28 protein-coding genes, 1 tRNA gene and 1 pseudogene are annotated in these 25,562 nt (G+C 47.4%); 4 read left to right on the top strand and 26 right to left on the bottom strand.

The annotated features are described in order from the left end of the window. Positions 1-18 precede the first annotated feature (18 nt). Genes ACXAD6_RS13905 through ytzI form a run of 3 tightly spaced genes read left to right on the top strand, consistent with a single transcriptional unit; the run spans position 19 to position 2,338 of the window. A complete protein-coding gene (locus ACXAD6_RS13905) occupies positions 19-285 on the top strand; it encodes a phosphocarrier protein HPr (protein WP_027956353.1) in 267 nt (88 codons plus the stop codon). A 4-nt stretch (positions 286-289) separates the two neighbouring features. Then, positions 290-2,008, top strand: a complete 1,719-nt coding sequence (gene ptsP / locus ACXAD6_RS13910; protein ID WP_474969362.1) for a phosphoenolpyruvate--protein phosphotransferase — start codon at positions 290-292, stop codon at positions 2,006-2,008. A gap of 54 nt (positions 2,009-2,062) precedes the next feature. Continuing rightward, positions 2,063-2,338: a YtzI protein gene (ytzI, locus tag ACXAD6_RS13915; protein WP_474969363.1), complete on the top strand. Its 276-nt coding sequence runs from the start codon at positions 2,063-2,065 to the stop codon at positions 2,336-2,338. A 13-nt stretch (positions 2,339-2,351) separates the two neighbouring features. On the opposite strand, the gene ACXAD6_RS13920 is transcribed toward ytzI, so the two are convergent. The 11 genes from ACXAD6_RS13920 to ACXAD6_RS13970 form a co-directional block, all read right to left on the bottom strand. Beyond that, on the bottom strand, positions 2,352-2,930 hold the full coding sequence (locus tag ACXAD6_RS13920) for a nitroreductase family protein (protein WP_474969364.1): 579 nt from the start codon (positions 2,928-2,930) through the stop codon (positions 2,352-2,354). 10 nt (positions 2,931-2,940) lie between these two features. Continuing rightward, the gene (locus ACXAD6_RS13925) at positions 2,941-3,525 is read right to left on the bottom strand and encodes a YdcF family protein (protein ID WP_206933510.1); all 585 of its coding nucleotides are present in this window, start codon (positions 3,523-3,525) and stop codon (positions 2,941-2,943) included. Positions 3,526-3,617: 92 nt separating this feature from the next. Then, positions 3,618-4,904: a phosphopyruvate hydratase gene (eno, locus tag ACXAD6_RS13930; protein ID WP_474969365.1), complete on the bottom strand. Its 1,287-nt coding sequence runs from the start codon at positions 4,902-4,904 to the stop codon at positions 3,618-3,620. A gap of 13 nt (positions 4,905-4,917) precedes the next feature. After that, positions 4,918-6,456: a 2,3-bisphosphoglycerate-independent phosphoglycerate mutase gene (gene gpmI, locus ACXAD6_RS13935; RefSeq protein ID WP_474969366.1), complete on the bottom strand. Its 1,539-nt coding sequence runs from the start codon at positions 6,454-6,456 to the stop codon at positions 4,918-4,920. Then, positions 6,449-7,210, bottom strand: coding sequence for a triose-phosphate isomerase (gene tpiA, locus ACXAD6_RS13940; RefSeq protein ID WP_474969367.1), 762 nt, complete (start codon positions 7,208-7,210; stop codon positions 6,449-6,451). The genes gpmI and tpiA overlap by 8 nt, the downstream gene beginning before the upstream one ends. A 20-nt stretch (positions 7,211-7,230) precedes the next feature. Further along, positions 7,231-8,412 (bottom strand): phosphoglycerate kinase, encoded by a 1,182-nt coding sequence (locus ACXAD6_RS13945; RefSeq protein ID WP_474969368.1) that lies wholly within the window; start codon positions 8,410-8,412, stop codon positions 7,231-7,233. Between the two features lie 175 nt (positions 8,413-8,587). Continuing rightward, complete coding sequence (gene gap / locus ACXAD6_RS13950) at positions 8,588-9,595, bottom strand: type I glyceraldehyde-3-phosphate dehydrogenase (protein WP_474969369.1); 1,008 nt, start codon at positions 9,593-9,595, stop codon at positions 8,588-8,590. Between the two features lie 36 nt (positions 9,596-9,631). Beyond that, positions 9,632-10,660 (bottom strand): sugar-binding transcriptional regulator, encoded by a 1,029-nt coding sequence (locus ACXAD6_RS13955; protein ID WP_474969370.1) that lies wholly within the window; start codon positions 10,658-10,660, stop codon positions 9,632-9,634. Between the two features lie 153 nt (positions 10,661-10,813). Then, positions 10,814-11,035 carry a glutaredoxin family protein gene (locus tag ACXAD6_RS13960; RefSeq protein ID WP_474969371.1) on the bottom strand — a complete coding sequence of 74 codons (222 nt, stop codon included), beginning with the start codon at positions 11,033-11,035 and terminating at the stop codon, positions 10,814-10,816. A 72-nt stretch (positions 11,036-11,107) separates the two neighbouring features. Further along, complete coding sequence (locus ACXAD6_RS13965) at positions 11,108-11,332, bottom strand: hypothetical protein (protein WP_474969372.1); 225 nt, start codon at positions 11,330-11,332, stop codon at positions 11,108-11,110. Positions 11,333-11,585: 253 nt separating this feature from the next. Beyond that, a tRNA-Arg gene (locus ACXAD6_RS13970) sits at positions 11,586-11,661 on the bottom strand. 376 nt (positions 11,662-12,037) lie between these two features. Here ACXAD6_RS13970 and clpP point away from each other — a divergent pair. Next, positions 12,038-12,625, top strand: a pseudogene (clpP, locus tag ACXAD6_RS13975) (ATP-dependent Clp endopeptidase proteolytic subunit ClpP); the annotation flags it as partial. A gap of 100 nt (positions 12,626-12,725) precedes the next feature. Here clpP and ACXAD6_RS13980 read toward each other — a convergent pair. From ACXAD6_RS13980 to ACXAD6_RS14050, 15 genes are all read right to left on the bottom strand, one after another. Next, complete coding sequence (locus tag ACXAD6_RS13980) at positions 12,726-12,980, bottom strand: HPr family phosphocarrier protein (RefSeq protein WP_281658455.1); 255 nt, start codon at positions 12,978-12,980, stop codon at positions 12,726-12,728. Positions 12,981-13,106: 126 nt separating this feature from the next. Beyond that, entirely contained in the window at positions 13,107-14,063 is a 957-nt protein-coding gene (whiA, locus tag ACXAD6_RS13985; RefSeq protein ID WP_474969373.1) for a DNA-binding protein WhiA, read from the bottom strand. Positions 14,064-14,097: 34 nt separating this feature from the next. Next, on the bottom strand, positions 14,098-15,051 hold the full coding sequence (locus ACXAD6_RS13990; protein WP_474969374.1) for a gluconeogenesis factor YvcK family protein: 954 nt from the start codon (positions 15,049-15,051) through the stop codon (positions 14,098-14,100). Positions 15,052-15,054: 3 nt separating this feature from the next. Beyond that, a complete protein-coding gene (gene rapZ, locus ACXAD6_RS13995) occupies positions 15,055-15,939 on the bottom strand; it encodes an RNase adapter RapZ (RefSeq protein WP_474969375.1) in 885 nt (294 codons plus the stop codon). Between the two features lie 24 nt (positions 15,940-15,963). Further along, the gene (locus ACXAD6_RS14000) at positions 15,964-16,422 is read right to left on the bottom strand and encodes an NUDIX domain-containing protein (RefSeq protein WP_474969376.1); all 459 of its coding nucleotides are present in this window, start codon (positions 16,420-16,422) and stop codon (positions 15,964-15,966) included. 270 nt (positions 16,423-16,692) lie between these two features. Continuing rightward, positions 16,693-17,643 carry a thioredoxin-disulfide reductase gene (gene trxB / locus ACXAD6_RS14005; protein WP_474969377.1) on the bottom strand — a complete coding sequence of 317 codons (951 nt, stop codon included), beginning with the start codon at positions 17,641-17,643 and terminating at the stop codon, positions 16,693-16,695. Positions 17,644-17,910: 267 nt separating this feature from the next. Beyond that, positions 17,911-18,930: a tetratricopeptide repeat protein gene (locus tag ACXAD6_RS14010; protein ID WP_474969378.1), complete on the bottom strand. Its 1,020-nt coding sequence runs from the start codon at positions 18,928-18,930 to the stop codon at positions 17,911-17,913. A gap of 89 nt (positions 18,931-19,019) precedes the next feature. Continuing rightward, positions 19,020-19,643, bottom strand: coding sequence for a bifunctional phosphoribosyl-AMP cyclohydrolase/phosphoribosyl-ATP diphosphatase HisIE (gene hisIE / locus ACXAD6_RS14015; RefSeq protein WP_474969379.1), 624 nt, complete (start codon positions 19,641-19,643; stop codon positions 19,020-19,022). Then, positions 19,640-20,398, bottom strand: a complete 759-nt coding sequence (gene hisF, locus ACXAD6_RS14020; protein ID WP_474969380.1) for an imidazole glycerol phosphate synthase subunit HisF — start codon at positions 20,396-20,398, stop codon at positions 19,640-19,642. The genes hisIE and hisF overlap by 4 nt, the downstream gene beginning before the upstream one ends. Beyond that, positions 20,398-21,129: a 1-(5-phosphoribosyl)-5-[(5-phosphoribosylamino)methylideneamino]imidazole-4-carboxamide isomerase gene (hisA, locus tag ACXAD6_RS14025; RefSeq protein ID WP_474969381.1), complete on the bottom strand. Its 732-nt coding sequence runs from the start codon at positions 21,127-21,129 to the stop codon at positions 20,398-20,400. The genes hisF and hisA overlap by 1 nt, the downstream gene beginning before the upstream one ends. 13 nt (positions 21,130-21,142) lie before the next feature. After that, entirely contained in the window at positions 21,143-21,772 is a 630-nt protein-coding gene (hisH, locus tag ACXAD6_RS14030; RefSeq protein WP_474969382.1) for an imidazole glycerol phosphate synthase subunit HisH, read from the bottom strand. Positions 21,773-21,774: 2 nt separating this feature from the next. Continuing rightward, on the bottom strand, positions 21,775-22,368 hold the full coding sequence (hisB, locus tag ACXAD6_RS14035) for an imidazoleglycerol-phosphate dehydratase HisB (RefSeq protein WP_474969383.1): 594 nt from the start codon (positions 22,366-22,368) through the stop codon (positions 21,775-21,777). Then, on the bottom strand, positions 22,365-23,639 hold the full coding sequence (gene hisD / locus ACXAD6_RS14040; protein WP_474969384.1) for a histidinol dehydrogenase: 1,275 nt from the start codon (positions 23,637-23,639) through the stop codon (positions 22,365-22,367). Before hisD ends, hisB begins: the two co-directional genes overlap by 4 nt. Further along, the gene (gene hisG / locus ACXAD6_RS14045; RefSeq protein ID WP_027956307.1) at positions 23,636-24,274 is read right to left on the bottom strand and encodes an ATP phosphoribosyltransferase; all 639 of its coding nucleotides are present in this window, start codon (positions 24,272-24,274) and stop codon (positions 23,636-23,638) included. Before hisG ends, hisD begins: the two co-directional genes overlap by 4 nt. Then, a complete protein-coding gene (locus ACXAD6_RS14050) occupies positions 24,271-25,452 on the bottom strand; it encodes an ATP phosphoribosyltransferase regulatory subunit (protein ID WP_474969385.1) in 1,182 nt (393 codons plus the stop codon). The genes hisG and ACXAD6_RS14050 overlap by 4 nt, the downstream gene beginning before the upstream one ends. Positions 25,453-25,562 lie beyond the last annotated feature (110 nt).

Below are 25,562 nucleotides of genomic sequence, written 5' to 3' on the forward strand. Positions count from 1 at the left end.
ATAAGGAGGATATCTACTATGGTAGAAAAAACTTTTACAATTACATCTGCTGATGGTGTACACGCTCGTCCTGCGACCGTTCTAGTCCAGAACGCCGGGAAGTACGAGTCTGATATTAATCTTCACTACAAAGAAAAATCCGTTAATCTGAAGTCCATCATGGGCATCATGAGTCTTGGGATTCCAGCTAATGCCGAAGTGAAAATCACGGCAGAAGGCAGTGACGAACAGGAAGCGATCGATCACTTGGAAACAACAATGAAGAATGAAAGCTTGGGGGAATAACAGCATGACACAGCTTCAAGGTATTGCAGCTTCCAGCGGTATTGCCATCGCAAAAGTCTACCGTCTGGAAGCTCCGGACCTTTCTTTCGATAAAAAGAAAGTAGAAGATCCGGAACAAGAGATCTCCCGTCTTCAAGATGCGCTTGAGATCTCAAAAACAGAACTTGAAAAAATCAAGGCCCATACAAAAAAATCACTTGGTGATGAGCATGCAGAAATTTTCTCAGCCCACCTGCTCGTTCTTAGTGATCCAGAATTGATCCAGCCGATTGAAGACAAAATTAAAAATGATAACGTTAACGCAGAAGCAGCTCTTTCCGAAACAGCGAATATGTTCATCGACATGTTCAAGAACATGGACAATGAGTATATGCGCGAACGCGCTGCGGACATCAATGATGTAACGAAACGTGTAATGGCTCACCTGCTTGGCGTTACGTTCCCGGATCCTGCACTTATCAATGAAGAAGTTGTCATTGTAGCGGATGATCTGACACCTTCCGATACCGCTCAGTTGAACAAACAGTTCGTTAAAGGGTTCACAACAGATATTGGTGGACGTACATCCCACTCAGCCATTATGGCCCGCTCTCTTGAAATCCCGGCCGTTGTCGGTACAAAAGAGATCACGGCCAAAGCTGGGAAGGATATCATGATTATTGTAGACGGCATCAACGGCGACGTCATCGTTGATCCATCTGAAGAACAGATTTCTACTTACCAACAGAAGCAGGAAGACTTCGAGAAGCAGAAACAGGAGTGGGCGAAGCTGAAAGACGAGCCTACCCTCACCTCTGAAGGAGAGCACGTGGAGCTTGTAGCCAACATTGGTACGCCGGAAGACGTTGAAGGTGTCCTGAACAACGGCGGGGAAGGTGTCGGCCTTTACCGTACAGAATTCCTATACATGGGCAAGAGCCAGCTCCCTACGGAAGAAGAGCAGTTTGAAGCCTACTCCTCAGTACTGAAGCAAATGGGTGACCAGCCTGTTGTCGTCCGTACGCTTGATATCGGTGGAGATAAGGAGCTTTCCTACCTTGATCTTCCTGAAGAAATGAACCCGTTCCTTGGGTACCGCGCAATCCGTCTGTGCCTGGAGCGTGATGATATCTTCCGTGTTCAACTGCGCGCATTGCTGCGTGCGAGTGTCCACGGAAACTTGAAGATCATGTTCCCAATGATCGCTACTCTTGATGAGTTCCGTCAAGCTAAAGCGATCCTTGAAGAAGAGCGTGCCAATCTAACAAGCGAAGGGTATGACATTGCTGATGGCATTGAAATCGGTATGATGGTGGAAATTCCAGCGACAGCTGTCATTGCCCGTCAGTTCGCTAAAGAAGTGGATTTCTTCAGTATTGGAACCAATGACCTGATTCAATATACAATGGCTGCCGACCGTATGAACGAACGCGTGTCCTACTTGTACCAGCCATACAACCCGGCGATTCTGAATCTGATCAACAACGTCATCGAAGCTGCGCACGCAGAAGGCAAATGGGCCGGTATGTGCGGAGAGATGGCCGGCGATGAGATTGCCATCCCGATCCTGCTTGGGCTAGGCCTGGATGAGTTCAGCATGAGTGCCACGTCCATCCTTCCTGCCCGTACACAGATCAAGGATCTGTCCAAGAAAGAACTCGCTGCTTATAAAGACGAAATTCTTTCTATGGGTACCGCCGAAGAAGTCGTTGCCTTCATTAAAGAAAAAACACAGATGAAGTAATTTTCCTCAAAGGATGGGGGACAATAAAACCGACCAGTTGTGAATGACCCTGCCATGACAAAGAAGAAAGTGGTGAAGCTTTTGACTTTCGCAGTCATTATGATTGTCTGTATTGGTATTGTCTTAGGCATTGCCGCATTGTTCGGAATGGCTGTTCATAAAGGTTATGAATATAACCATACCATCGACCCTCTGCCTGAGGATAAAGAAGCTGTACACCCAGCAAAAAAAGCTGTACACCCAGCAAAAAAAGCTGTACACCCAGCAAAAAAAGCTGTACACCCAGCAAAAAAAACTGTACACCCAGCAAAAAAAGCTGACACCCGCTAGGGTGTCAGCTTTTTTATGTTCGAATAACCTTCATTTTATCTCCAATATCTGTGCGCTGTTTCGCTTTAGGGATCCGCTTTGGATAGCCGATCTGAAGCACAGAGACCAGTTTATAGAAAGATGGATCCACACCTACTCCCTTTGCAAACTCTGGATCGTGAAGGTAAGGACTGGTCGTCCAGAGTACGCCTACACCAGCTTCCCAGGCAAGCAGCTGGACATTTTGAATATACGCACATACGGCTGCATAGTCTTCTTCGAACTTGCGCTCATCTTCGTCCTTCGGCATGTAAATGAGAGCGTGGTGTGGAATCTGCAGAAGAAAATCACCAATCCCCTTTTTCAACTGCCGGGATTTCTCTTCATCATAGCCTTCAAAGAACCCTTGACGCTCATAGCTGTCGAGCACAGCCTCTGCGTAACGTTCTTTTCCCTGTTCCTGGTAAAGGTGAACATTCCACGGCTCTTTCATCCGATGGGTCGGCGCCCATGCCGCTGTACGGAAAATATTTTTCAACACCTCTTCATCCACAAGTTTCGGTTCATATTCGTGAATCGAACGGCGTTTTTTCACCGCTTCCACTAATTCCATCTTCCTCACCTCAAACAATCAGCAGATTGGTCAGCTGGTGCCCCATCCAGAAACCCCACTCCCGGAGAAAGAAAGGCAGCTTTGTATCCAGCGATTGATAAGCTGAATACTGGGTCGGTACACCTTTGGCAGACATCCCATAACTCTCTGCCATAGCGACTGCCCGCTTTAAATGAAACTGATCGCTGACAATTAAAAACGTTTCTAAGTTTTTTTCCTCTGTTACTTCCTTTGCATTGATGATATTGTCTTCTGTCATCAAAGAGCTGTCTTCATAAAGGATATCTTCTTCAGGGACTCCTTTTTCCAAAGCATACTCCCGTCCTACTTCCGCTTCAGAGGAAGCAGCCTGTTCACTTTTTCCGCCTGTAAAAATCAGGTAGTCCACATGCCCTTTCTCATACAGCTCAATTCCCTGCTTCAAGCGCCCTTCAAATACCGGGCTCGGTTTACCATTCCACTGAGCAGCTCCCAGCACGATGGCGGCATCCGCCTCAGGCGGCTGGCTGCCTTCCCCGAAGGTCCATACCGAATAAGCCGTGTACGCGCTGTACAACAGAGTGATGATCATTCCCATTACAATGAACTTCTTCATTCGTGATCGTTCTCCTACTCCATTAACGTATGTATCTAGTTTATCACATAAAAAAGCCTCTCTGAATCCATCAGAGAGGCTTTTGAGCAGAATTACTTATTCAGGTTGTAGAAAGCTTTCTCACCAGCGTAAACGGCTGTACCAAGCAGCTGATCTTCGATACGAAGAAGCTGGTTGTATTTCGCTACGCGGTCCGTACGAGACGGAGCACCTGTTTTAATTTGACCGGCGTTTGTCGCAACAGCGATGTCAGCGATCGTAGCATCTTCTGTTTCACCAGAACGGTGGGAGATGACGGCTGTGTAGCCGGCGCGCTTCGCCATTTCAATGGCTTCGAATGTTTCAGTAAGTGTACCGATCTGGTTCACTTTGATAAGGATGGAGTTTCCTACACCCTCTTCAATCGCACGGGAAAGCTTTTCTGTGTTGGTTACGAACAAGTCGTCCCCTACAAGCTGTACGCGGTCGCCGATACGGTCTGTAAGAAGTTTCGTACCTTCCCAGTCGTTCTCGTCAAGACCATCTTCGATAGAAACGATTGGATACTTGTTCACAAGCTCTTCGTACCAGTCCACCATTTCTTCAGAAGTACGTACAACGCCTTCACCTTTCAGGTTGTACTTACCATCTTCGTAAATTTCAGAAGAGGCAACGTCCATCGCAAGCTTCACTTCAGCATCCGGCTTGTAGCCAGCTGCTTCAATCGCTTCGATGATTGTAGAAAGAGCTTCTTCGTTAGAACCTAAGTCAGGAGCAAATCCACCCTCATCACCGACACCAGTGTTGTAGCCTTTGCTGCTTAGTACTTTCTTAAGGGAGTGGAAAATTTCCGCACCCATGCGTAGAGCTTCCTTGAAAGTAGGAGCTCCTACAGGCATAACCATGAACTCCTGGATGTCCACGTTGTTGTCCGCGTGCTCTCCACCGTTAAGGATGTTCATCATTGGTGTTGGAAGAGTATTCGCTGTGAATCCTCCAAGATATTTGTAAAGAGGCTGTCCAACCACTTCAGCTGCTGCGTGGGCAACGGCCATGGAAACACCAAGGATTGCGTTGGCACCAAGGTTTCCTTTGTTTTCTGTACCATCAAGCTCTCTCATCATTTGGTCGATGATCACCTGCTGGGTTGCATCCATACCAAGAAGTTTTGGAGCAATTTTTTCGTTTACGTTGTCAACGGCGTTTTGAACACCTTTTCCAAGGTAACGGTTTTTGTCACCATCACGAAGTTCTACAGCTTCATACTCACCTGTAGATGCTCCACTTGGGACTAGAGCTGTACCGAAAGCTCCGGATTCAGTATAAACTTCAACTTCAACTGTTGGGTTACCACGAGAGTCAAGGACTTCACGTGCATATACGTCAGTAATATATGGCATTAATATCTCTCCCTTATTTTTTAATTAATGATTGTCCAGTCATTTCCTGCGGCTGCTCTACATTCAGCAGTTCCAGCAGGGTTGGTGAAAGATCACCAAGAATTCCGCCTTCGCGGAGATCGACGCCCTCTTTTGTCACAATGACAGGCACAGGGTTTGTCGTGTGTGCGGTCATGGCATCTCCATCCAAAGTCGTCACTTCGTCAGAGTTCCCGTGGTCCGCTGTAATAATGGCGTGTCCGCCTTTTTCATGAATTTTATCAACGATTTTACCAAGACATTCGTCGACAGCTTCAATCGCTTTGATTGTCGGCTCAAGCATGCCTGAGTGACCGACCATATCCGGATTGGCGAAGTTCAGGAGAATCGCATTGTGCTTATCCGCATCAAGCTCTGCAAGGAGAGCATCTGTCACTTCATAAGCACTCATTTCCGGTTGTAAATCGTACGTTGCCACTTTAGGTGAATCGATAAGGATGCGCTCTTCCCCGTCGAATTCAGCTTCGCGGCCGCCGCTCATAAAGAAGGTTACGTGCGGGTATTTTTCCGTTTCTGCGATACGAAGCTGTTTCATATCGTTATCGGCCAGCACTTCCCCGATCGTATTTTTCAGATCGTTCGGTGGGAACGCGATATGGCTTTTCACTTGATCGCTATACTGTGTCATGCTCACAAAGTGAAGGTTTTTCGGAGCGTTCTCCCCACGGTCATACCCATCAAAATCATCATTGGCAAATGTGCGGGACAGCTGGATGGCACGGTCAGGACGGAAGTTGAAGAAGATGATACTATCCTCGTCCTCCACTTTACCGATCGGCTGACCGTCATCATCCGTAAGAACGACAGGTTCTACGAATTCATCATAGACTTCCTGTTTGTAGGAATCATCAATCGCCTGAATCGGGTCCTGATACGTTAGACCTTCTCCGTAAGCGATCGCATCATAGGCCTTCTGTACGCGTTCCCAGCGATTGTCGCGGTCCATAGCGTAATAGCGGCCGGAAATCGTAGCCATACGGCCGATGCCGATTTCCTCCATAGCTTCCTGTGCCTGCTTCACATAGGTTTTGGCAGATTGCTGACCAACGTCACGTCCATCAAGGAAAGCGTGGAGGAATACTTGTTCCAATCCTTCCTGTTCGGCCAGTTTCAGCGTGCCTTTCATATGCTCGATATGGCTGTGAATTCCACCATCAGACAACAGGCCGAAGATGTGAAGGGCCTTACCTTTTTCCTTTGCTTTTTTAACAGCATCCTTGAGAACTTCATTATCAAAGAAGTCGCCTTCACGGATCGCAAGATTAATACGGGTTAAGCTTTGATAAACCACACGGCCGGCACCAATGTTCAAGTGACCTACTTCAGAGTTCCCCATCTGGCCTGCAGGAAGTCCAACAGCCTCTCCACTCGCCGTGAGCTGAGAATGAGGGAACTGGTTCCAGTAACGGTCAAAATTTGGCGTGTTGGCCTGCTTCACGGCATTTCCGAATTCTTCATCACGGATGGCATAGCCGTCAAGAATGATTAACGCAGCTAAGTTCTGATTACTCATGCTTACCTGCCTCCACAAGTTTTAGGAAAGAATCTGCTTCAAGGCTTGCGCCTCCCACAAGAGCTCCGTCAATGTCAGACTGGGAAAGCAGCTCATCCACGTTTGCAGGTTTTACACTTCCGCCGTACTGGATGCGGACCGCATCAGCAGCATCGGCATTCACGTACTCGCTGACAACTTTACGGATGTGTGTGCACACTTCATTGGCCTGCTCAGAAGTTGCTGTGCGGCCTGTACCAATCGCCCAGATCGGCTCATAGGCAATGATCGTTTCTGCACACTGCTCGTTTGTAAGTCCTTCAAGTGCTTTTTTCACTTGACCTTCTACAACATCCATCGTCTCATTGGCTTCACGCTGTTCAAGGGATTCACCGACACAGATGATTGGAGTCAGGCCGTGCTTGAAAGCGGCGTGGACTTTTTTGTTGACATCTTCATCTGTTTCCTTGAAGATTTCACGGCGTTCAGAGTGGCCGAGAACAACGTGGGACACTCCCAGCTCTTTCAACATAACAGGGCTGACTTCACCTGTGAAAGCGCCGTTTTCTTCAAAGTGCATGTTCTGTGCACCGATTTTCAGACTCGTTCCTTCTGTTTCCTCTACAAGCTTTTGTAGAAAAGGGAATGGAGCTACAACGATGGATTCCACCTGTTCGGCAGATGGCACTTCGTTTTTAGCTGTCTGAATGAAATCTTCCGCTTCACGGTGCGTTTTGTTCATTTTCCAGTTACCTGCGATTACTTGTTTACGCATGACTGCTTCACCTCTCCTTTTTACTTATCGTTTAGTAGAGCAACCCCTGGAAGTTCTTTACCTTCCATAAATTCAAGGGAAGCACCGCCGCCGGTGGATACGTGGTTCATATCAGATGCATAGCCGAATTTCTCAACAGCTGCTGCTGAATCTCCACCGCCGATCACGCTGTAGCCTTCTGTCTGGGACAGAGCTTCAGCAACGGCTTTCGTACCATTGGCAAAGGATTCAATTTCAAATACGCCCATAGGTCCGTTCCAGATGATCAGGTTGGATTCCTTGATGACGTTGGCGTATTTTTCTCTCGTTTTCGGACCGATATCAAGCGCTTCCCAGTCTGCAGGGATGCTGTCAATCGCTACTTCTTTTTTATTGGCAGAATCAGAGAAGTCATCAGCAACGATAACGTCTTCCGGCATGTAGAAGTTCACGCCTTTTTCTTCTGCCTTCTTCATGTACTCTCTGGCAAGATCCATTTTGTCTTCTTCAAGAAGGGATTTACCGATTTCGTGGCCGAGGGCTTTTACGAATGTATAAGCCAGTCCACCGCCGATGATCAGATTGTCCACTTTATCAATCAGGTTATCAATCACGCCGATTTTGTCTTTCACTTTCGCTCCACCAACAATGGCTGTGAAAGGGCGCTCAGGGTTGGATAAAGCTTTGCCGAGTACATTGATTTCCTTTTCCATAAGGAAACCGGCAACGGCCGGGATATGTTCAGCTACACCCGCTGTTGACGCATGGGCACGGTGGGCAGCACCGAAGGCATCGTTAACGAAAAGATCAGCCATGTCTGCGAAAGCCTTCGCAAGTTCAGCATCGTTCTTTTCTTCACCAGGATGGAAGCGTACGTTTTCAATAAGAAGCACATCACCATTGTTCAATTCTGAAATGGCCTGATTGACTTCATTACCGAATACTTCATCTGTTTTAATAACCGTCTGTCCAAGAAGATCACTTAGACGGTCAGCTACAGGATCAAGTCGAAGCTCCTGTACCGCTTCTCCTTTAGGTCGTCCCAGGTGACTGGCAAGAATGACTTTCGCTCCGTTTCCAGTCAGGTGCTGGATTGTCGGAAGAGCAGCTTTAATTCTTGTGTCATCTGTTACCTCTCCATCGCTCATTGGTACGTTGAAGTCTACGCGGCAGAAGACCGTTTTTCCATTCACTTCAACGTCGCGAATCGTTTGTTTATTCATAGAATGACAACCTCCTTGGTTTTGGTCGTTAAACATCTGCCCTTATGTACGTTTCCACACCTTGAAGGAACAGAAACGCAGACAAGCAGAAAACAGAAAAACAAGGATAAAGGAGGAGGACATGAGACCTCCTCCTTTCCTTCTTTTCCTAGTATTTTCTAAAAAGACTCAGATATTACAAGCCTTGGTTTTTAAGGTATACAGCCAAGTCTACGCAACGGTTGGAGTAACCAGTTTCGTTGTCGTACCAAGTGACAACTTTAACCATGTTGTTTTCAAGAGTTGCTGTAGAAAGACCATCAATGATAGAAGAGTTCGTGTTGCCATTGTAGTCAGAAGATACAAGTGGCTCGTCGCTGTAAGCAAGAACACCTTTAAGGTCGCCTTCAGCAGCTTCACGAAGTGCTTCGTTTACTTCTTCAGCTGTTACGTCTTTTTCAAGTTCCGCAACGAAGTCAACGATAGATACGTTCATTGTTGGTACACGCATCGCCATTCCGCTTAGTTTACCATCAAGGTGTGGAAGTACTTTTGCAACAGCTTGTGCCGCACCAGTAGTTGTTGGGATAATGTTTTGACCTGCAGCACGCGCACGACGGTAGTCTTTGTGTGGAAGGTCAAGGATTTGCTGGTCGTTTGTGTAAGAGTGGATCGTTGTCATCATACCACGCTTAAGACCGAACTTCTCATCAAGAACTTTCGCTGCTGGAGACAGGCAGTTCGTTGTGCAGGAAGCGTTGGAAATAACGTGATGGGAATCCTTATCATACTGATCTTCGTTAACACCCATAACGATTGTAAGGTCTTCCTGCTTCGCTGGAGCAGAGATGATGACCTTCTTAGCACCGGCGTCGATGTGTTTCTTCGCATCTTCGCGCTGAGTGAAGCGTCCTGTAGATTCGATCACAACATCTACTCCAAGATCGCCCCAGCCAAGTTGTGCTGGATCTTTTTCAGATAGTACTTTGATTTCTTTGCCGCCAACAATCAGGTTGTCACCGTTTGTTGTTACTTTTTCAGAAAGAGCACCGTGTACAGTGTCATACTGAAGAAGGTGTGCAAGCATATTCGCATCTGTTAGATCGTTAACCGCCACTACTTCTACATCATTGTTGTTAAGTGCAGCACGGAATACGTTACGTCCAATACGTCCAAAACCATTAATACCAATTCTTACTGTCATGCAAAATTCCTCCTTGAATGATAAAAATCATTTTATTTAAAGGGAAAAATCCCTTATTAACTCTTGTGCAGCCCCTTCATCTGTGATGAGGACATTACTCTGTCCGGGCTGGAAATAAGAAGCGATTGCCTGAGCCTTTGACCGGCCTCCGGCAACGGCAATGACATGCCGGGATCTGTTCAGATCCTCAAGCTGCAGACCAACGGTGCGAACCTTATGAACGATTTCACCCATACGATTGAAATAGTATCCAAATGCTTCTCCCACGGCTTCATACTGCTGGATCAGCTCCAGCTGCTCCGGAGATGTCTTTCTCCGTTGTGCCATGGTCATTGCATCTCCAACACCATGGATAACGATGTCGGCATGACGGATAATGTCGAGAACTTCTTTGATGGAAGGCTCTTCTTTTATCGTTTTATAGGATTCCTCGCTCAGCGGATCGGGTACATATAACAAACGGTAGTCGCCCTTTGCTTTTTTTGCCATCTCCGCACAAATCGTATTGGCCTGATTTTCCACTCTTTCACCCAGCCCGCCTCTGGCAGGTACGTACAGGCATTGATCGGCGCCCTTGAATGAGGTCATCATCTGGGCAACGGATGCCATCGTTGTTCCACCTGTAATGGCAATGGCCTGTTCAGGACTCATATGGCCTTTCAAATACTGGACACAAGCTTTTCCCATCTCTTGTTTTACCCAATTGAGCTCATCACTATCACCAGGAACAACAACAACGTAATCCAGATTTAATTTATCCTTTAACTGTTGCTCCAAAACCTTAATGCCTGTAACTTCCTTTATAAATTCAGCCAGCTGCTCAAGGATGTTCTGCCCCTCATAGCTGAGATGCATGCCTCTTGATGTAATTTCAACAGCTCCCTGCTGATTTAAGAAGTCTACCTCGCTGCGTACCGTCCGTTCGGCAAGATTGACGTTTTCAGCCAATGCTCTTCTTCCGACGGGCTGCATGATCTGGATGTAATGAAGCAGCTGATAGCGCCTCTGAATAACGTCCAGGACATCAGGGAATAATTTTTTTTGTAGATCGATGAACGCTCGCATGGAAAAAGCCCCTTCTTTGAAAAAACTGCCGACTGGGATGAATTACGTCCCAGGTAGTCATATTATGTCCCGCTAGGAGCAAAAAAATATCTCATTACATTTTTTATCTTAACAGTGAGGGGGTACGGGTGCAAGCAGAAAACCCATGGTTTTTTATTGTAAACGCTTTTGCAGCTCAAAGTAATCAATGGTCCGATAGTCCAGTTCCTCTTCATTGATCCTAACGACTGGTATTTCGAGAAAATACTTCTCATGGAGCTCCGGGTCTGTTTCGATATCTACTTCTGACACTTCCACAGAAAACAAAGACAACAGGGCCCTCACTTCATCACACAACGTGCATCCGTTCTTCCTATACAGAACGACTGTCTGCATGCCATCCCCTCCCCTTATCCTATCTTTTTTGTACAGGACTTGTTCCTATCTCACAATAAAAAGGACACACATTCAAGATGCGTGCCCTTTTTTATCATAAAAGCCATTATCGATTTTGAGTTTTCTGCGATGTAAAAATTCCGCCAACCCTTCGCCTACATAGTTTTCCGGAGTTCTTTTCAGTAACTCGTAATTAAACGACAACTTCTGCTGCTTCTGCATATCAAACACGTGAATCCGCCGGTCTTCAGACACTTGTTCGGTCGCCAAGATTTTGTAACGGATTAGGTTTGTCATAGATACCCCTCTTCTAAATAAAGCGAAAAGTCCTACAGTACATAAGATAATCATAACATACGACGCCTCATTTAGAAACTACATCGGAATAACTTACCCAAATAAACGTTCGTATAACTGCCGTAAGATTACTGTTCATAAGATGTTTAAATAACATGCATGTAACTGTCTGCTTTATCCTACTATTATTGTACCATAATAATACAGGGAATAAAAAAATAGACCTTCCAAAAGGAAGGTCTATTTTAGACAGCGCGCCTGAGAGGATTCGAACCCCCGACTGACGTAGAACCGGAATCTACCGCTCTATCCGACTGAGCTACAGGCGCAGAAGCGACATGCAAATACTATTATAATGAATGACCACTGATTACGCAACCCGTTTTTGAAAAATAATTTCTTTTGGTACGTATACTTATGATAAAACGATCCGCCGGGGCCCTGGAACTCCGCGGGCCCTTCCTGCACAGTGACCAGGAAATGAGATCTTTAAACATGTACATAGAAGGTCATCGGATGTTCCACGGATTTTTATATCCTACGTTTATTACAGACAATTAAGGGTATGATGGTAGAAGGAATCCGTCTCTTCCGTCTGATTTAACGGCTGCGGATATCGTCGATTGTTTTTGTTTGACCTTTATTGACCTTAAAGGTATGATGAATGTATCTCAAAGATAATCAAGTGATGATAAGGAGGAACTTACAATGAATTTAGTCCCTACAGTTATTGAACAAACAAACCGGGGAGAGCGTGCTTATGACATCTACTCCCGCTTACTTAAAGACCGGATCATTATGCTCGGCAGCCCGATCGATGACAACATCTCGAACTCTGTTGTAGCTCAGCTGTTGTTCCTTGCAGCAGATGACCCTGAAAAAGATATTTCCCTATACATTAACTCACCAGGTGGTTCCATTACTGCAGGAATGGCGATCTACGATACGATGCAGTTCATCAAGCCGAACGTATCTACCATCTGCACAGGTATGGCAGCATCTATGGGTGCCTTCCTTCTGAACGCTGGTGAGCCTGGGAAGCGTTACGCTCTTCCAAACAGTGAAGTCATGATCCACCAGCCACTAGGCGGTACACAGGGTCAGGCCTCTGACATTGAAATCCACGCAAAGCGTATCATCAAAATGCGCGAGAAACTGAACCAGATTCTTGCCGAACGCACAGGTCAGCCGTATGAGGTCATCGAACGCGATACAGACCGTGACAACTTCATGTCTGCACACGAAGCTGTTGAGTACGGACTAATCGACAAAGTGATGGAAAAGAACGTTTAATGACATCTCTTGAAAATCCGCTGGAGTTCCAGCGGATTTTTTATGTTTTATATGAGAACGTTCTCTTATTCGACACGTTCATTGATTCACATAATGAAGCTTACGCAGGCTGCACAAATGCCGTTAACATTTGAATGGCCTGTTCTTCATCAGACCCGTCTGCGATAATTTTCACTTCTTCGTCGGTGCCTACCGCAAGACTCATTAACCCCATGATACTTTTTGCATTCACACGTTTTTCCTCTTTTTCAATGAAGATGTCCGCGGAAAATTTATTAGCTTCCTGAACAAACAAGGCAGCAGGTCTTGCCTGAAGGCCGGTTTCCAATTCGATTTTAATCGTTTTTTCCAACACTGGTCATTCTCCTTTCTTGTTCACACCACTTTTGTAAGCGTTATCAAATGGGTGAAAAAAGAACGCTCTCCTTACGAAAGCGTTATAATTGTCTTTTATTATAGCACGAATGAATCCGAAGATGAATCAGTTTCTGGACTTTTCTGTGACTTCACCTTTTCTAACTCGGTCAGCGAATTCATCAATTTTTCTCAGTCTGTGGTTAATGCCGGATTTACTGATTGTTCCGCCTGAAACGTATTCCCCTAGTTCCTTCAGTGAAACTTCCTGGTACTCAAGACGAAGGGAAGCAATCTCCTGAAGCTTATCCGGAAGAGCCTCCAGTCCTACTGTTCGTTTGATGAATTTTATATTCTCCACCTGGCGGAAAGCCGCCCCAATGGTTTTATTCAGATTGGCCGTCTTGCAGTTCACCAGACGGTTTACGGAATTTCTCATGTCTCTTACAATCCGGACATCTTCAAACTTGAATAACGCCTGATGGGCGCCGATGTTGCTGATCAGCTCTGTGATCTTATCGGCTTCTTTCAAGTAAGTGATGTATCCTTTTTTCCTGCTCAGCGTGCGGGCATGCAGGTCAAAGCTGTTCATCAGCTTACACAACGCCTCGTTGTGTTCCTCATCAGCAGAATAAATTTCCAGATGATAAGAAGAAGTTTCCGGATTATTGACAGAACCTCCGGCAAGAAAGGCCCCTCTCAAATACGCCCGTTTACAACTCGTATCTTTCAAATACTTCTGGGGAATATTGGGGTTTATGGATAACGGTCCTTTTAGTATTTCAAGGTCCTCCAAAACAACATCCGCCTTTTCCGCAAGTCTTACAATATATACATTATTCTTCTTCAAACGCATTTTTTTACGCACAAGAAGTTCAACAGGGTATGGGTAAATCTTCTTGATCAGTGTATAGATCCTGCGGGCAATAGCCGCGTTTTCCGTCTGCACATCCAGAATGTACTGGCGGTTCGATAAGGAGAACGTTCCATTCATCCGTACGAGCGCAGCCAGTTCCGCTTCCATCGATCCCATATCTGCTTCTACGTTGGTCAGCTCTTTCTTAATTTCTGATGCAAAGGACATTCCGATCCCCCCTTTCCTAACAACAATCTCTTTCTTAGAGCATGGAATGTAAAAGACGCGCCAATTTAGCTGTATCATGGCGCAGCATCACTTTATCATGATCAATAATATCTTCTTCAATCACTTGGACACCCATCGATTTGATCCGGTCAATATCATAAATCACCGGTTCAGCATTTTCTTCGGCATACTTTTTACGGACGTGCTGATCAATCGGTCTGTTGTGCACAATTACTGACTGTACCACGTCACGGCCGATATGATCAACCAGTGCCTGGATATGATCACCTGCAGAATAGCCGGATGTTTCGCCTTCCTGGGTCATAACGTTGCAGATATACGTTACTTTTGCCTTCGTTTCTTTCAGCGCATGACCGATTTCAGGAATGATAATGTTCGGCAGGATGCTCGTATATAGACTGCCCGGAGCGATGACAATTAAATCCGCCGATTGGATGGCTTCCACGGCTTCCGGAAGCGGCTGGACCGGTGTAGGACTGACAAACACCCGTTTTATTCGTTTTCCTTGTTTGGGTATGCTTGATTCGCCGGTTACGATCGTCCCGTCCTCCATTTCCGCGTGAAGGTTCATGCTGTGGTTGGCAATGGGATAGATATTTCCACGGACATTCAACACCCGGGAGATTTCCTTAATCCCTTTATAAAAATCCCCTGTCATGGACGCCATGGCTGCCAGAAGGAGATTTCCCATAGAATGGCCGGAAAGACCGTTGCCGTTGGAGAAGCGGTGCTGAAACAAGTCGAGCAGCATAGGCTCTGCATCTGACAGAGCAGCTACCACATTTCGGATATCTCCCGGAGCAGGGATGGCCATTTCCGTTCGGAGTCTTCCTGAACTCCCCCCGTCATCAGCAACCGTTACGATGGCTGAAAGATCAACAGGTAATTTTTTCAGTCCCCGCAGGAGCACGGGCATTCCGGTGCCGCCTCCGATGACGACGACACGCGGTTTCGTCTTTGAATCCATCTATTACAAACCCTTCCTTTTTTCGATATCCCTGTGGGTTACGTGGGTCACGAAATCGCTTGAAAAATATTCGGATAGATGCTCCGCCAAAGCTACAGAACGGTGCTGGCCTCCGGTACAGCCGATGGCGACAACAAGCTGACTTTTGCCTTCCCGTTTATACTGGGGAAGCATGAACTGAAGCAGATCCTTCAGCTTTTCCAGAAACTTCTGTGTATCGCTCCATTTGAACACATAAGAGGACACCTCTGAATTCAGACCTGTCAGCGGACGCATCTGCTCCACGTAATGGGGATTTGGAAGGAAACGCACGTCAAACATTAAATCCGCGTCAATCGGCACCCCGTATTTGAAGCCGAAGGACACCATCTGAACCGAAAACACCTGCTGCTCTTTCTGTCGGTAGCTTTCAATAATGCGCTCCCGCAGTTCCTTCGGTTTCAATGAAGTGGTATCAATGATCGTCTGGGAACGTCCCCTCAGCTCATCAAGCATTTTTCGTTCTTTACGGATTCCCTCAAGAGGAAGCCCTTCTTTGGCAAGCGGGTGGGAGCGGCGTGTTTCTTTATACCTTGAAACGAGGGATTGATCCTCTGCATCAAGGAAAAGAATATGCTCCTGCAGCCAGTTTTCTTTCCCCAGTTTGTCCAGGGAATCAAAAAGCGCATCGAAAAATTCCCGCCCTCTCAAATCCATGACAAGCGCCACATTCTGTATGTTGTTGCTCGAGTCCTTCATCAATTCCAGGAATTTAGGCAGTAGGGCAGGCGGCAGGTTGTCCACACAAAAAAAACCGAGATCTTCAAAGCTTTGAACAGCTACGGTTTTCCCTGCCCCTGACATTCCAGTAATAATTACCAGCTGAGTTTCGTTTGCATCTACATGCATCTCCATCGCTCCCCATTCGTCAGGTCATGACGGATCCAGATCCTGATCGATCAGTTTGAAATCCGTCGTATATACAAATGTTCCATAAAGTTGGTGATCACTGCTTAGAATATGTCTGAATATCTCACGGTCACCCTCAGCCATGGGCTTGTTCAGCACTTCATCGACAGGGACCCATTCCAGTTCACCTTCTTCACTTTCCTCAAGCAGTTCACCTGTATAACTCGTTGTATAAAAGGTGAACATCATCCATTCCTGAGCCGTCTTTTCCTCTTCCCTCATAATAAAAGTAAAAGATCCCCTCAGTTCAGGGTTTTCAATATCAAGTCCTGTTTCTTCTTTAAACTCACGCACAGCTGAATCCTTAATGTTTTCTCCTGGTTCCATCTTTCCTCCAGGAGCTACATACCAGCCTCTGCGCGGTTTTTTAAGCATCAATACTTTGTCTTTTGAACGTAAAACACAATTGGCTACACGCTGCATCGTTCGTCGTCACCTCATTTTCTGTCAGGAGGGCATCTCTCCCCATTATACAATGAATACACACAAGGCAACAATATTATGAGCTGATTTTCCGAAAGGACCTCTTTGTGAGAAAGACAACGTTCAAGACTTGATCATAAAAAAAAGACACAGATGAGGAGCACCTGTGTCTTATAGAGCGAACTCTATTAAAAGGGGGTCAATTAATTATCTTCAGCGTAACAAAAGAATGTTTCACAGATGTTACATCAGCGTTAAAATATAATATCTTTAATTGACGACTTTTAATTCCTCTAGAAGATTCTCAATATAGTGCTGTGCAGACTGGGCTGCAATACTGCCGTCACCTGTTGCTGTGACAATCTGACGCAGTTCTTTTTCACGGATGTCTCCAGCTGCGAAGACGCCCGGCACTTTCGTTTCCATAGTTTCGTCCGTTTCAATGTAGCCCTGCTCGTTTGTAATACCAAGGCTTGTGAACGGCTGGCTCAACGGGATCATTCCGATATAGATGAAAGCTCCGTTGGTATCGAAATCATATTCTTCATCCGTTTTTCTGTTATGAAGCGTGACACTGCCGACCTTCCCATCTTGATCATTGATGGTCTTGACAACTGTATCCCAGATGAAATCAATTTTGTCATTATCAAAGGCACGATCCTGAAGAATTTTCTGAGCGCGCAGTTCGTCACGGCGGTGCACAATCGTTACCTTGCTCGCAAAGCGGGTCAAGTACACGCCTTCTTCAACGGCAGAGTCTCCGCCGCCGACCACGACAAGCTCTTTATCCCGGAAGAAAGCCCCATCACATACGGCGCAGTAGGATACACCGCGTCCACCAAGCTCTTTTTCACCAGGGACGCCGAGTTCTTTGTACTGGGCACCTGTCGTTACGATGACCGCACGGGCTTTGTACTCTTTATTGCCTGCCTTCACTGTTTTATATTCTTTCCCGTCGATCACTTCTTTAATATCGCCATAGGCATATTCTGCCCCGAACTTCTTCGCATGGTCGAACATTTTATTAGAAAGGTCCGGTCCTAGAATGCTTTCATAGCCCGGGTAGTTTTCTACATCTTCTGTATTGGCCATCTGTCCGCCCGGAATTCCGCGCTCGATCATGAGCGTATCCAGATTCGCACGAGATGTATAAACGGCTGCTGTCATACCAGCGGGACCGGCGCCAGCGATAATTACATCATAAATACGTTCTTCACTCATCTATCTTCAACTCCTTATGATTCCAAATCACTTGTTGTTTCCTGTACATATCATAGTAAATCATACGAAAACCGTCCATTAATGTGCTTATAAGAGGAGCGGGAGGCTCTTAAGCCGCAGCAGGACAGGGACAGACCGCATCCTATCATGGCAGCACATACATACGAAAACAGACCTTCGAAGAAAAGTTTCTCCTCTTCAGCAAAGATCTGCTTCAGCGTTTCCGGTCAGAGAGAAAGACCCTGCTGTTTCCTCTACCCGTGGTTGTTATACCTGATCCGACCAGGGCCCGCCTTCCTCAGCCATGGAAGGGAACTGCCTGCAGCCCTTTTCCCACATTTGAAGAGCCTTCGCCGGCTGCCCCGTATGATAAAGTGCGATGCTGTACCATTTGTAGTACACCCGTCTTCTCACAACCTGTCTATCCTTCAGTGCCCGGAACCGTTCGATGGATTCCTGATAAAACCCTGCGCGCGCCAGTGTCTCGGCTACGGCCAGCTTCTGCTGATCGTGCATAGGAAAGACGTTGCGCAGCTGATGGATATGATGCATCGCTTCTTCCTGCTGCCCATTTTTCAAATGGAATACGGCAAGATTCACGTGGCTGTGAATGTCAGAGGGGTCCTCAGCTAAAATCGAGCGCTCGAGGTTCACCGCTTCTTCCTCGCTGCCGTTCATATAAAGAGCGAAGGCATATTTATGCTTCGCCATCGTAAACTCAGGGAACATGTCCATCATTTCTTCAAGAAGCTGAAGCGCCTGCTCCCACTCTTCCTGTTCCAAATGATAAAAGGCGGTTTCCTGATAAATCAAAAGCTCATCTTCATCTTCGAAAGCCCACTCGTCCTCATCCTCTTCTTCCTCAAGCGAATCCAGCATTTCCTTTAACTGTTCAGCTGCTTCCTCAAATTCCCCATCACCTGGTTGTTCGAGGTACGTGTCCACGTATTTTTTCGCATCACTGAGCAGACCAAGATGAGCGTAATTGTTCGCCATCAAGTAATAGCAGTCGACGTATTCCTTACCGAAATTGGCGAGCACTTCCGTCAACACCTGGTTGGCCGCATGATAAGAGCCAACTTCCGTGTAGACCACTGAAAGCTGGCATGGGTATAGAGGTTCTTCGGGAGAGGCTTCGATAGCTTTCTTCAGCCACTTGACAGCGGCATTGAAACGACGCTTTTGGAAAGCCTGGATCCCATGGGTAAAATAAAACTTACCTGAAGGCAGAAATGGGATAACATTCGTATTCTGTCGTGCCGCTGTCCCTTTTACTGATGTTGTCATGACTGTCCCCCTAATACGTATCAAATCTCACTAATTATGCAGTATAACATAAATAGGAAGATAGAAATAGGAGAAAAAAGGAATCCCTCTTAGGAATGTCTTTCCTCCAGCACACGCAGGACATCATCTAGCGGTACACCTCGGTCTGTCAGAATCATAAGCAGGTGGAAAATCAGATCGGCAGATTCCAGTGCCATCTCAGCCGGGTCATCGTTTTTAGCCGCTATGATCACTTCTCCGGCTTCTTCCCCGATTTTCTTGGCAATCCGGTCCACACCTTCCTGGAAAAGCTTGGACGTGTAAGAGCCTTCTGGTAGAAGAGATTTCCGCTCGGCAAGTACCGACTGGAGCTCATCAAGAATGGCGTAGCGGTTTTCTTTTGCTTCTGTCTGGTCACCGGTCAGTGTTTCAGAAAAACAGCTGTAGCTTCCCGTATGACAGGCTGGTCCGGCCGGAATCACCTGCACGAGCAGAGCGTCCTGATCACAGTCATACTTGATCTGTCTCACCTGCTGCGTATTTCCGGACGTCTCCCCTTTGTGCCACAGTTCTTTTCTGGAACGGCTGTAAAAGACCGTTTCTCCAATCTCCAGTGTTTTTTCGAGAGATTCCTTATTCATATAAGCGAGGGTCAATACTTCTTTTGAGCGCTCGTCCTGGACAATCGCCGGTACCAGGCCCTGCTCGTCAAATTTCACTTCATTGATGTTCATCGGATCGGCACCCCTTTATCTTTTAAGTAACGTTTCACGTTTCCTACAGAAGTTTCTTTATAGTGGAAAATGGAAGCCGCGAGGGCCGCATCCGCATCCACCTTTGTAAACACATCATAAAAATGCTCACTGGAGCCGGCACCACCGGAAGCAATGACCGGTACGCTTACGACGTTTTGAACAGCATCCAGCATCGGCAGGTCAAAACCAGTCTTCTCTCCATCCTTGTTCATGGAAGTGAGCAGAATTTCACCCGCTCCACGCTTCACCGCTTCCTGCGCCCAATCGGTGAGAGACCACTCGGTCGGCGTCCGGCCTCCGTGGGTATAAACGACCCAGTTATCGGATGGTTCGTCATATCTCGCATCAATCGCGACGACGATGCACTGGCTGCCAAAATAATCGGCACCTTCGGTAATTAATTCAGGACGCTGGACGGCAGATGAATTCAAGGACACTTTATCGGCTCCGTTTCTCAATGTCTCTTTAATATCCTCAAGTGTACGGATACCACCACCGACAGTAAAAGGAATGGCAAGCTCGGAGGCGACCGAGCGGACGACATCAATCATCGTTTTCTTCCCTTCGTGACTGGCCGATATATCAAGGAAAACGAGCTCATCGGCTCCCTGCTCATCATAGACTTTGGCGAGTTCAACTGGATCCCCGGCGTCTCTGATATCGACAAACTGGATCCCTTTGACGACCCGCCCTTCTTTTACATCAAGACATGGAATAATTCGTTTGGAAAGCATTACTCCACCTCCAAATCGAGGGCATCTTCCAAGGTGAACTGGTTCGTATAAAGCGCCTTCCCTACGATCGATCCTGCTACATTCCGATCACGGTACTGTTTTAATTCCTGAAGATCACCAAGGTCCTTGATGCCTCCGGAAGCGATGACATCCACCCCGGCTTCCTCAGCCAGACGGACGATTTCCTTTGTATTCGGTCCTGCCAGCATTCCGTCTTTAGCTATATCTGTATAGATGAATGTGCGGGCGCCGGCTTCCACAAGCTCTTTCGCCAGATCGACCGCCTTGATTTCCGACTGCTCCAGCCATCCGGCTGTGGAGACATACCCATCTCTTGCATCAAGCCCGATGGCGATGCGGCTGCCGTATTCGGCCAGCAGCTCTTTCGTTGTTTCAATATCACTGACAGCAAGGGAACCTATAATGACGCGGTCGACACCCTGGTCCAGATAATATTTCACATCTGCTTCAGAACGAATACCGCCGCCAATTTGAATGCGGCTGTTCAGTTTTCCGGCTGCCTGGAGCACAAATTCAGCATTCTGTCTGGATCCTTCTTTCGCTCCATCCAGATCCACCATATGGATCCATGATGCTCCGGCTTCTGCGAACTGTTCGGCAATCTCAAAGGGATTTTCCCCATAAATGGTCTCTTTATCAAAGTCTCCCTGCTCCAACCGCACACATTTTCCGCCGCGCATATCGATAGCAGGATAAATCGTAAAACTCATCTCGTGCCCCTCCTTATTGTCTGCACATCATCCGGCAGAAGTTTTCCAACAGCTGCATCCCTGCACGACCGCTTTTTTCCGGGTGGAACTGACTGGCCACGACGTGGTCCCGTCCCACTATGGCCGGTACGTCGGTGTGATAATCCGCCGTGGCATATAAAATATCCTCGTCCTCTGTGACGGCCGCATAGGAGTGAACGAAATAGACGTACTCGTTCTCCACATCGGTCAACAGCTCTTTTTCCGGACGGCGGATGTTCATCTGGTTCCATCCCATGTGAGGTACTTTGTAGGCCCGGCCGTTTTCATCGATTCCCGAAAAGCGGCGGATGGTCCCTGGGAAAATACCCAGTCCATCTGTCCAGCCGCCTTCCTCACTGCTTTCAAAAAGCAGCTGCATGCCAAGACAGATGCCGTACAACGGCACTCCTTCGTCCACTTTCTGGTGGATGAAACCGATAAACTGGTGCTCTGCCAAGGCTTTCATTGCATCAGGGAAAGCTCCCACTCCAGGCAGGATATAGCCGTCACATCCGTGAAGCTGATCAGGTCGGTCCCCGATTTTGTATTCAATATTCAAACGCTCCAGTGCTTTCGAAACACTGAAGAGGTTTCCCATGCCGTAATCAATCACACCGATCATGTTTACAAACTCCCCTTCGTACTCGGCACTCCCTGTACCCGTGGATCAATCTGTGTAGCTTCATCCAGCGCACGTGCCAAGGCTTTGAACATGGCTTCAATAATGTGGTGGGTATTGTGTCCGTGGTGAAGGACGATATGCAGATTCATTCTTGCTTCTACCGCAAGCTTCCAGAAAAATTCATGGACATTTTCGGTATCAAAGGTCCCTACCCGGTCTTTGGGAAGTTCTGCACGCCATTCCAGATGAGGGCGGTCACTTAAGTCAACGGCTACCGTGACGAGCGTTTCATCCATCGGAAGAGTCATCGATCCATAGCGTTTCATTCCGAATTTATCGCCTACCGCCTCCCGCAGCGTCTGGCCGAGGCAGATGCCGATATCCTCGGTTAAATGGTGGTCGTCCACCTCCACATCTCCATAGCCTCTGACCGTCAGATCAAAGAGGCCGTGCTTAGTGAACAGCTCCAGCATGTGGGAAAGAAAGGGAACCTGTACGTCCAAATCCGCCTTCCCTTGTCCGTCGATCGTGAAATCGAGGCTGATATCTGTTTCTCTTGTTTTTCGTTCAATGCTGGCATTGCGTTGTTCTGTCATGTCCAGCGCTCCTTTCTGATTTCGACGGCCCGGGCGTGGCCTTCAAGGCCTTCCAGTCTGGCGAAGCGGGCAATTTTGTCTGCATTCGTCTTCAAGGCCTGTTCACTGTAGGAAATGATACTCGATTTTTTCACAAAATCATCGACATTCAGCGGGCTGGAAAAACGGGCTGTCCCGTTGGTCGGGAGGACATGGTTCGGTCCAGCGAAATAATCCCCCACCGGCTCACTGCTGTAGGGACCGAGGAAGATCGCTCCCGCATGCTTAATCTTCCCGAGGTCATCAAAAGGCGATGCGGTCATCACTTCAAGGTGCTCCGGCGCCATTTCATTGACGGCCGCAACCGCTTCTTCATGATCCCTGCACAAAACGATCATCCCGTAGTCTTCGACGCTCTTTCCTGCAATTTCTTTCCGTGGAAGCTTCTCTACCTGTTCCAGCACCGCTTCTTTGACGTCCTCTGCAAGTCTCGAGCTTGTCGTTACAAGGACACTGGAGGAGCGGGCGTCGTGTTCCGCCTGGGACAACAGATCAGCAGCAATTTCTTCTGCTTTCGCTGTCTCATCAGCGAGCACTGCGATTTCACTCGGTCCGGCAATCATATCGATATCGACATCCCCGAACACCTCCCGCTTGGCAAGGGCTACAAAAACATTCCCCGGTCCTGTGATTTTATCGACAGCCGGAATCGTTTCCGTACCATAGGCAAGAGCGGCAACCGCCTGGGCTCCCCCCACTTTATACACATGTTCCACGCCGAGGATGTGGGCTGCAAGCAGCACACCGGCAGGCACTTGCCCGTCTCTCCCGGGCGGGGTTACCATGACGATCTTTTCCACGCCGGCTGCTTGAGCAGGAATGACGTTCATGAATACTGAAGATGGATAAGCTGCTGTTCCCCCCGGCACGTAAACGCCGGCAGCATCGATCGGTGTAATCTTCTGCCCGAGCAGCGTTCCATCTGGATTCGTATCGAACCATGAGGAGGTTTTTTGTTTCTCATGGAAGGAGCGGATGTTAGCCGCCGCTTCTTCCAGGATGCTGACAAACTCTCCATCGACGGATTCATAGGCTTGTTCAAACTCTTCTTTTGTCACTTTCATTTTCTCAAGCGTGACTCTGTCGAACTGTTCTGTAAAGGCATGTACAGCCTTGTCACCCTCTTGTTTCACGCGGGCAATAATGTTTTGGACAGATTTCCGCTGCTCTTCTGTCCCCTGGTCAACACTGCGCTTTAACGAAGGCAGGTCCGTTCTATTGATGATTCTCATGTCCGGATCCCCTCCATCACTTCACTTAAGTTGGTAACCATCTGTTCAATCTCTGTACTTTTCAGCCGGTAGCTGACAGGGTTCACGATCAGACGCGAAGTAATATCGGCAATCTTTTCATACTCGACAAGGCCGTTTTCCTTCAATGTCCGCCCGGTGGATACGATATCGACAATACGATCCGCAAGTCCGATTAATGGCGCAAGCTCAATCGATCCATTCAAGGGAATGATTTCAATCTGCTCCCCCTGTTCACGGAAATAATCGGAGGCGACCTTCGGATATTTGGTTGCAATTTTAGGTGCAATCCGGCTCAGCGGCTGATCCGGAAGACCGGCAACCGCTACGTAGCATGGGCTGATTTTCAAGTCCAGCACTTCATAGACATCCCGGTCCTGTTCCAAAAGGACGTCCTTACCGGCAATGCCGATATCAGCCGCTCCGTATTCTACATACGTGACAACATCCATCGGTTTAGCCATCATGACCCGGATGTTCTGGTCCGGAAACTCAAGGATCAATTTACGGGAATCATCGAGGTCGGCTCCAAGTTCATAGCCGGCCTTTTCCATAAGAGCCGCTGCTTCTTTATAGATTCGCCCTTTCGGCATGGCAATTGTCAAAGGCTTACTCATTTTGATTTCCCTCCTTTTTTCGTTAAATCAACCGTTTTGGAAAGCTCCTGCTGGAAAGCTTGGATATCAGGGATCTGATCCACGTGCTGCAGCAGGACCGCGTATCCTTCCCGTCGGTATTTCTTCGCTTCTTCAATGCCGCGGCTGTGTGAGTCATCGTCCACAATGACAGCCATGCGCTCATCTTCGTCCTCCTGGTCATCCAAGGCTTCCACTAAACGCTCCAAATGAATGGCGAACCCTGTTGCCGATGCATTGAGTTGGAAAGAAGGCAGGAGAGTATCGTAGCGCCCGCCATTGCAGAGCATCGCTCCCAGGTGAGGGGCGTAGCCTTCAAACAGGACCCCGGTGTAATAATCCATATGACTGATCAGATTCAAATCAAACTGAATGTACTGCTGCACCCCGTACTGCTCCAGAAGCTTGTGAAGCTGTTTTAATTCATTCACTGCCTGCATGCAGGACTGATTGCGGGCAAGCGAGCGGCTGTATTCAAAGATTTCTTCTCCGCCTTTCAGCGTGAGCAGCTGGAGAAGGGATTGTTTTTTATCCGCCTGGGCATCCAGGGATTTGACGGCTTCTTTATAGCCGACATAATTTTTTCGGTAAAGGTAGTTCAGCAGCTCATCAATCGTTTCCTGATCATCTCCAAGCAGATCGTTGAAAAAGGCTTTGACGTACCCGATGTGTCCGACCGTAATGACAAAGTCGTCCAGCCCCGTCTGCTTTAAGGATTCAACAAGAAGAGCAATCACTTCTGCGTCTCCATAGGAAGAATGATCGCCAATGAGTTCTGTTCCCACTTGTTCAAACTGAGCAGGCTTTCCTCCTTCTGCCTGCTGAGCACGGAAGACCGGACCGTCATAGGCCAGACGGAGAGGGAACTCGCTGTTTTTCAGCTGAGAAGCTGCCACACGCGCAATGGGAGCCGTCAAATCCGGACGGAGCACAAGGGTATGCCCCTGCTGGTCCAGCAGCTTGAACAGCTGCTGATCAAGTGTGGCACTCACCTGACCGACGGTATCGTGATATTCCATAATCGGCGTATCCATAAACGAATAGCCGTAAGATAGGATCGTTTCCGATAAATTTCTTCTTGCTTTTGATTTTTGTTTATAAAAAAAGGGAAGCGTGTCCCGCATTCCCAAAGGTTTTTCAAACATCAGACGTTTGACCAATGGAACCCATCCTTTCATCAAATCCTTTAGCTTGCTAATATGCTAACATGATAAAGATTGCGCGTCAAACAAGAATTCCTACCCGAATACATTCTTCCCTATCATAACAG

It is taken from the genome of Halobacillus sp. ABH2_015, from assembly GCF_056158945.1.

Excerpts from the sequence above, each read along its gene's own strand:
- ACXAD6_RS13905 (WP_027956353.1), top strand. The coding sequence starts at position 19 with ATGGTAGAAAAAACTTTTACAATTACATCTGCTGATGGTGTACACGCT.
- ptsP (WP_474969362.1), top strand. The coding sequence starts at position 290 with ATGACACAGCTTCAAGGTATTGCAGCTTCCAGCGGTATTGCCATCGCA.
- ytzI (WP_474969363.1), top strand. The coding sequence starts at position 2,063 with ATGACAAAGAAGAAAGTGGTGAAGCTTTTGACTTTCGCAGTCATTATG.
- ACXAD6_RS13920 (WP_474969364.1), bottom strand. The coding sequence starts at position 2,930 with ATGGAATTAGTGGAAGCGGTGAAAAAACGCCGTTCGATTCACGAATAT.
- ACXAD6_RS13925 (WP_206933510.1), bottom strand. The coding sequence starts at position 3,525 with ATGAAGAAGTTCATTGTAATGGGAATGATCATCACTCTGTTGTACAGC.
- eno (WP_474969365.1), bottom strand. The coding sequence starts at position 4,904 with ATGCCATATATTACTGACGTATATGCACGTGAAGTCCTTGACTCTCGT.
- gpmI (WP_474969366.1), bottom strand. The coding sequence starts at position 6,456 with ATGAGTAATCAGAACTTAGCTGCGTTAATCATTCTTGACGGCTATGCC.
- tpiA (WP_474969367.1), bottom strand. The coding sequence starts at position 7,210 with ATGCGTAAACAAGTAATCGCAGGTAACTGGAAAATGAACAAAACGCAC.
- ACXAD6_RS13945 (WP_474969368.1), bottom strand. The coding sequence starts at position 8,412 with ATGAATAAACAAACGATTCGCGACGTTGAAGTGAATGGAAAAACGGTC.
- gap (WP_474969369.1), bottom strand. The coding sequence starts at position 9,595 with ATGACAGTAAGAATTGGTATTAATGGTTTTGGACGTATTGGACGTAAC.
- ACXAD6_RS13955 (WP_474969370.1), bottom strand. The coding sequence starts at position 10,660 with ATGCGAGCGTTCATCGATCTACAAAAAAAATTATTCCCTGATGTCCTG.
- ACXAD6_RS13960 (WP_474969371.1), bottom strand. The coding sequence starts at position 11,035 with ATGCAGACAGTCGTTCTGTATAGGAAGAACGGATGCACGTTGTGTGAT.
- ACXAD6_RS13965 (WP_474969372.1), bottom strand. The coding sequence starts at position 11,332 with ATGACAAACCTAATCCGTTACAAAATCTTGGCGACCGAACAAGTGTCT.
- whiA (WP_474969373.1), bottom strand. The coding sequence starts at position 14,063 with ATGTCCTTTGCATCAGAAATTAAGAAAGAGCTGACCAACGTAGAAGCA.
- ACXAD6_RS13990 (WP_474969374.1), bottom strand. The coding sequence starts at position 15,051 with ATGGATTCAAAGACGAAACCGCGTGTCGTCGTCATCGGAGGCGGCACC.
- rapZ (WP_474969375.1), bottom strand. The coding sequence starts at position 15,939 with ATGCATGTAGATGCAAACGAAACTCAGCTGGTAATTATTACTGGAATG.
- ACXAD6_RS14000 (WP_474969376.1), bottom strand. The coding sequence starts at position 16,422 with ATGCAGCGTGTAGCCAATTGTGTTTTACGTTCAAAAGACAAAGTATTG.
- trxB (WP_474969377.1), bottom strand. The coding sequence starts at position 17,643 with ATGAGTGAAGAACGTATTTATGATGTAATTATCGCTGGCGCCGGTCCC.
- ACXAD6_RS14010 (WP_474969378.1), bottom strand. The coding sequence starts at position 18,930 with ATGACAACATCAGTAAAAGGGACAGCGGCACGACAGAATACGAATGTT.
- hisIE (WP_474969379.1), bottom strand. The coding sequence starts at position 19,643 with ATGAACATCAATGAAGTGAAATTTGACGAGCAGGGCCTGGTACCGGCG.
- hisF (WP_474969380.1), bottom strand. The coding sequence starts at position 20,398 with ATGCTTTCCAAACGAATTATTCCATGTCTTGATGTAAAAGAAGGGCGG.
- hisA (WP_474969381.1), bottom strand. The coding sequence starts at position 21,129 with ATGAGTTTTACGATTTATCCTGCTATCGATATGCGCGGCGGAAAATGT.
- hisH (WP_474969382.1), bottom strand. The coding sequence starts at position 21,772 with ATGATCGGTGTGATTGATTACGGCATGGGAAACCTCTTCAGTGTTTCG.
- hisB (WP_474969383.1), bottom strand. The coding sequence starts at position 22,368 with ATGACAGAACAACGCAATGCCAGCATTGAACGAAAAACAAGAGAAACA.
- hisD (WP_474969384.1), bottom strand. The coding sequence starts at position 23,639 with ATGAGAATCATCAATAGAACGGACCTGCCTTCGTTAAAGCGCAGTGTT.
- hisG (WP_027956307.1), bottom strand. The coding sequence starts at position 24,274 with ATGAGTAAGCCTTTGACAATTGCCATGCCGAAAGGGCGAATCTATAAA.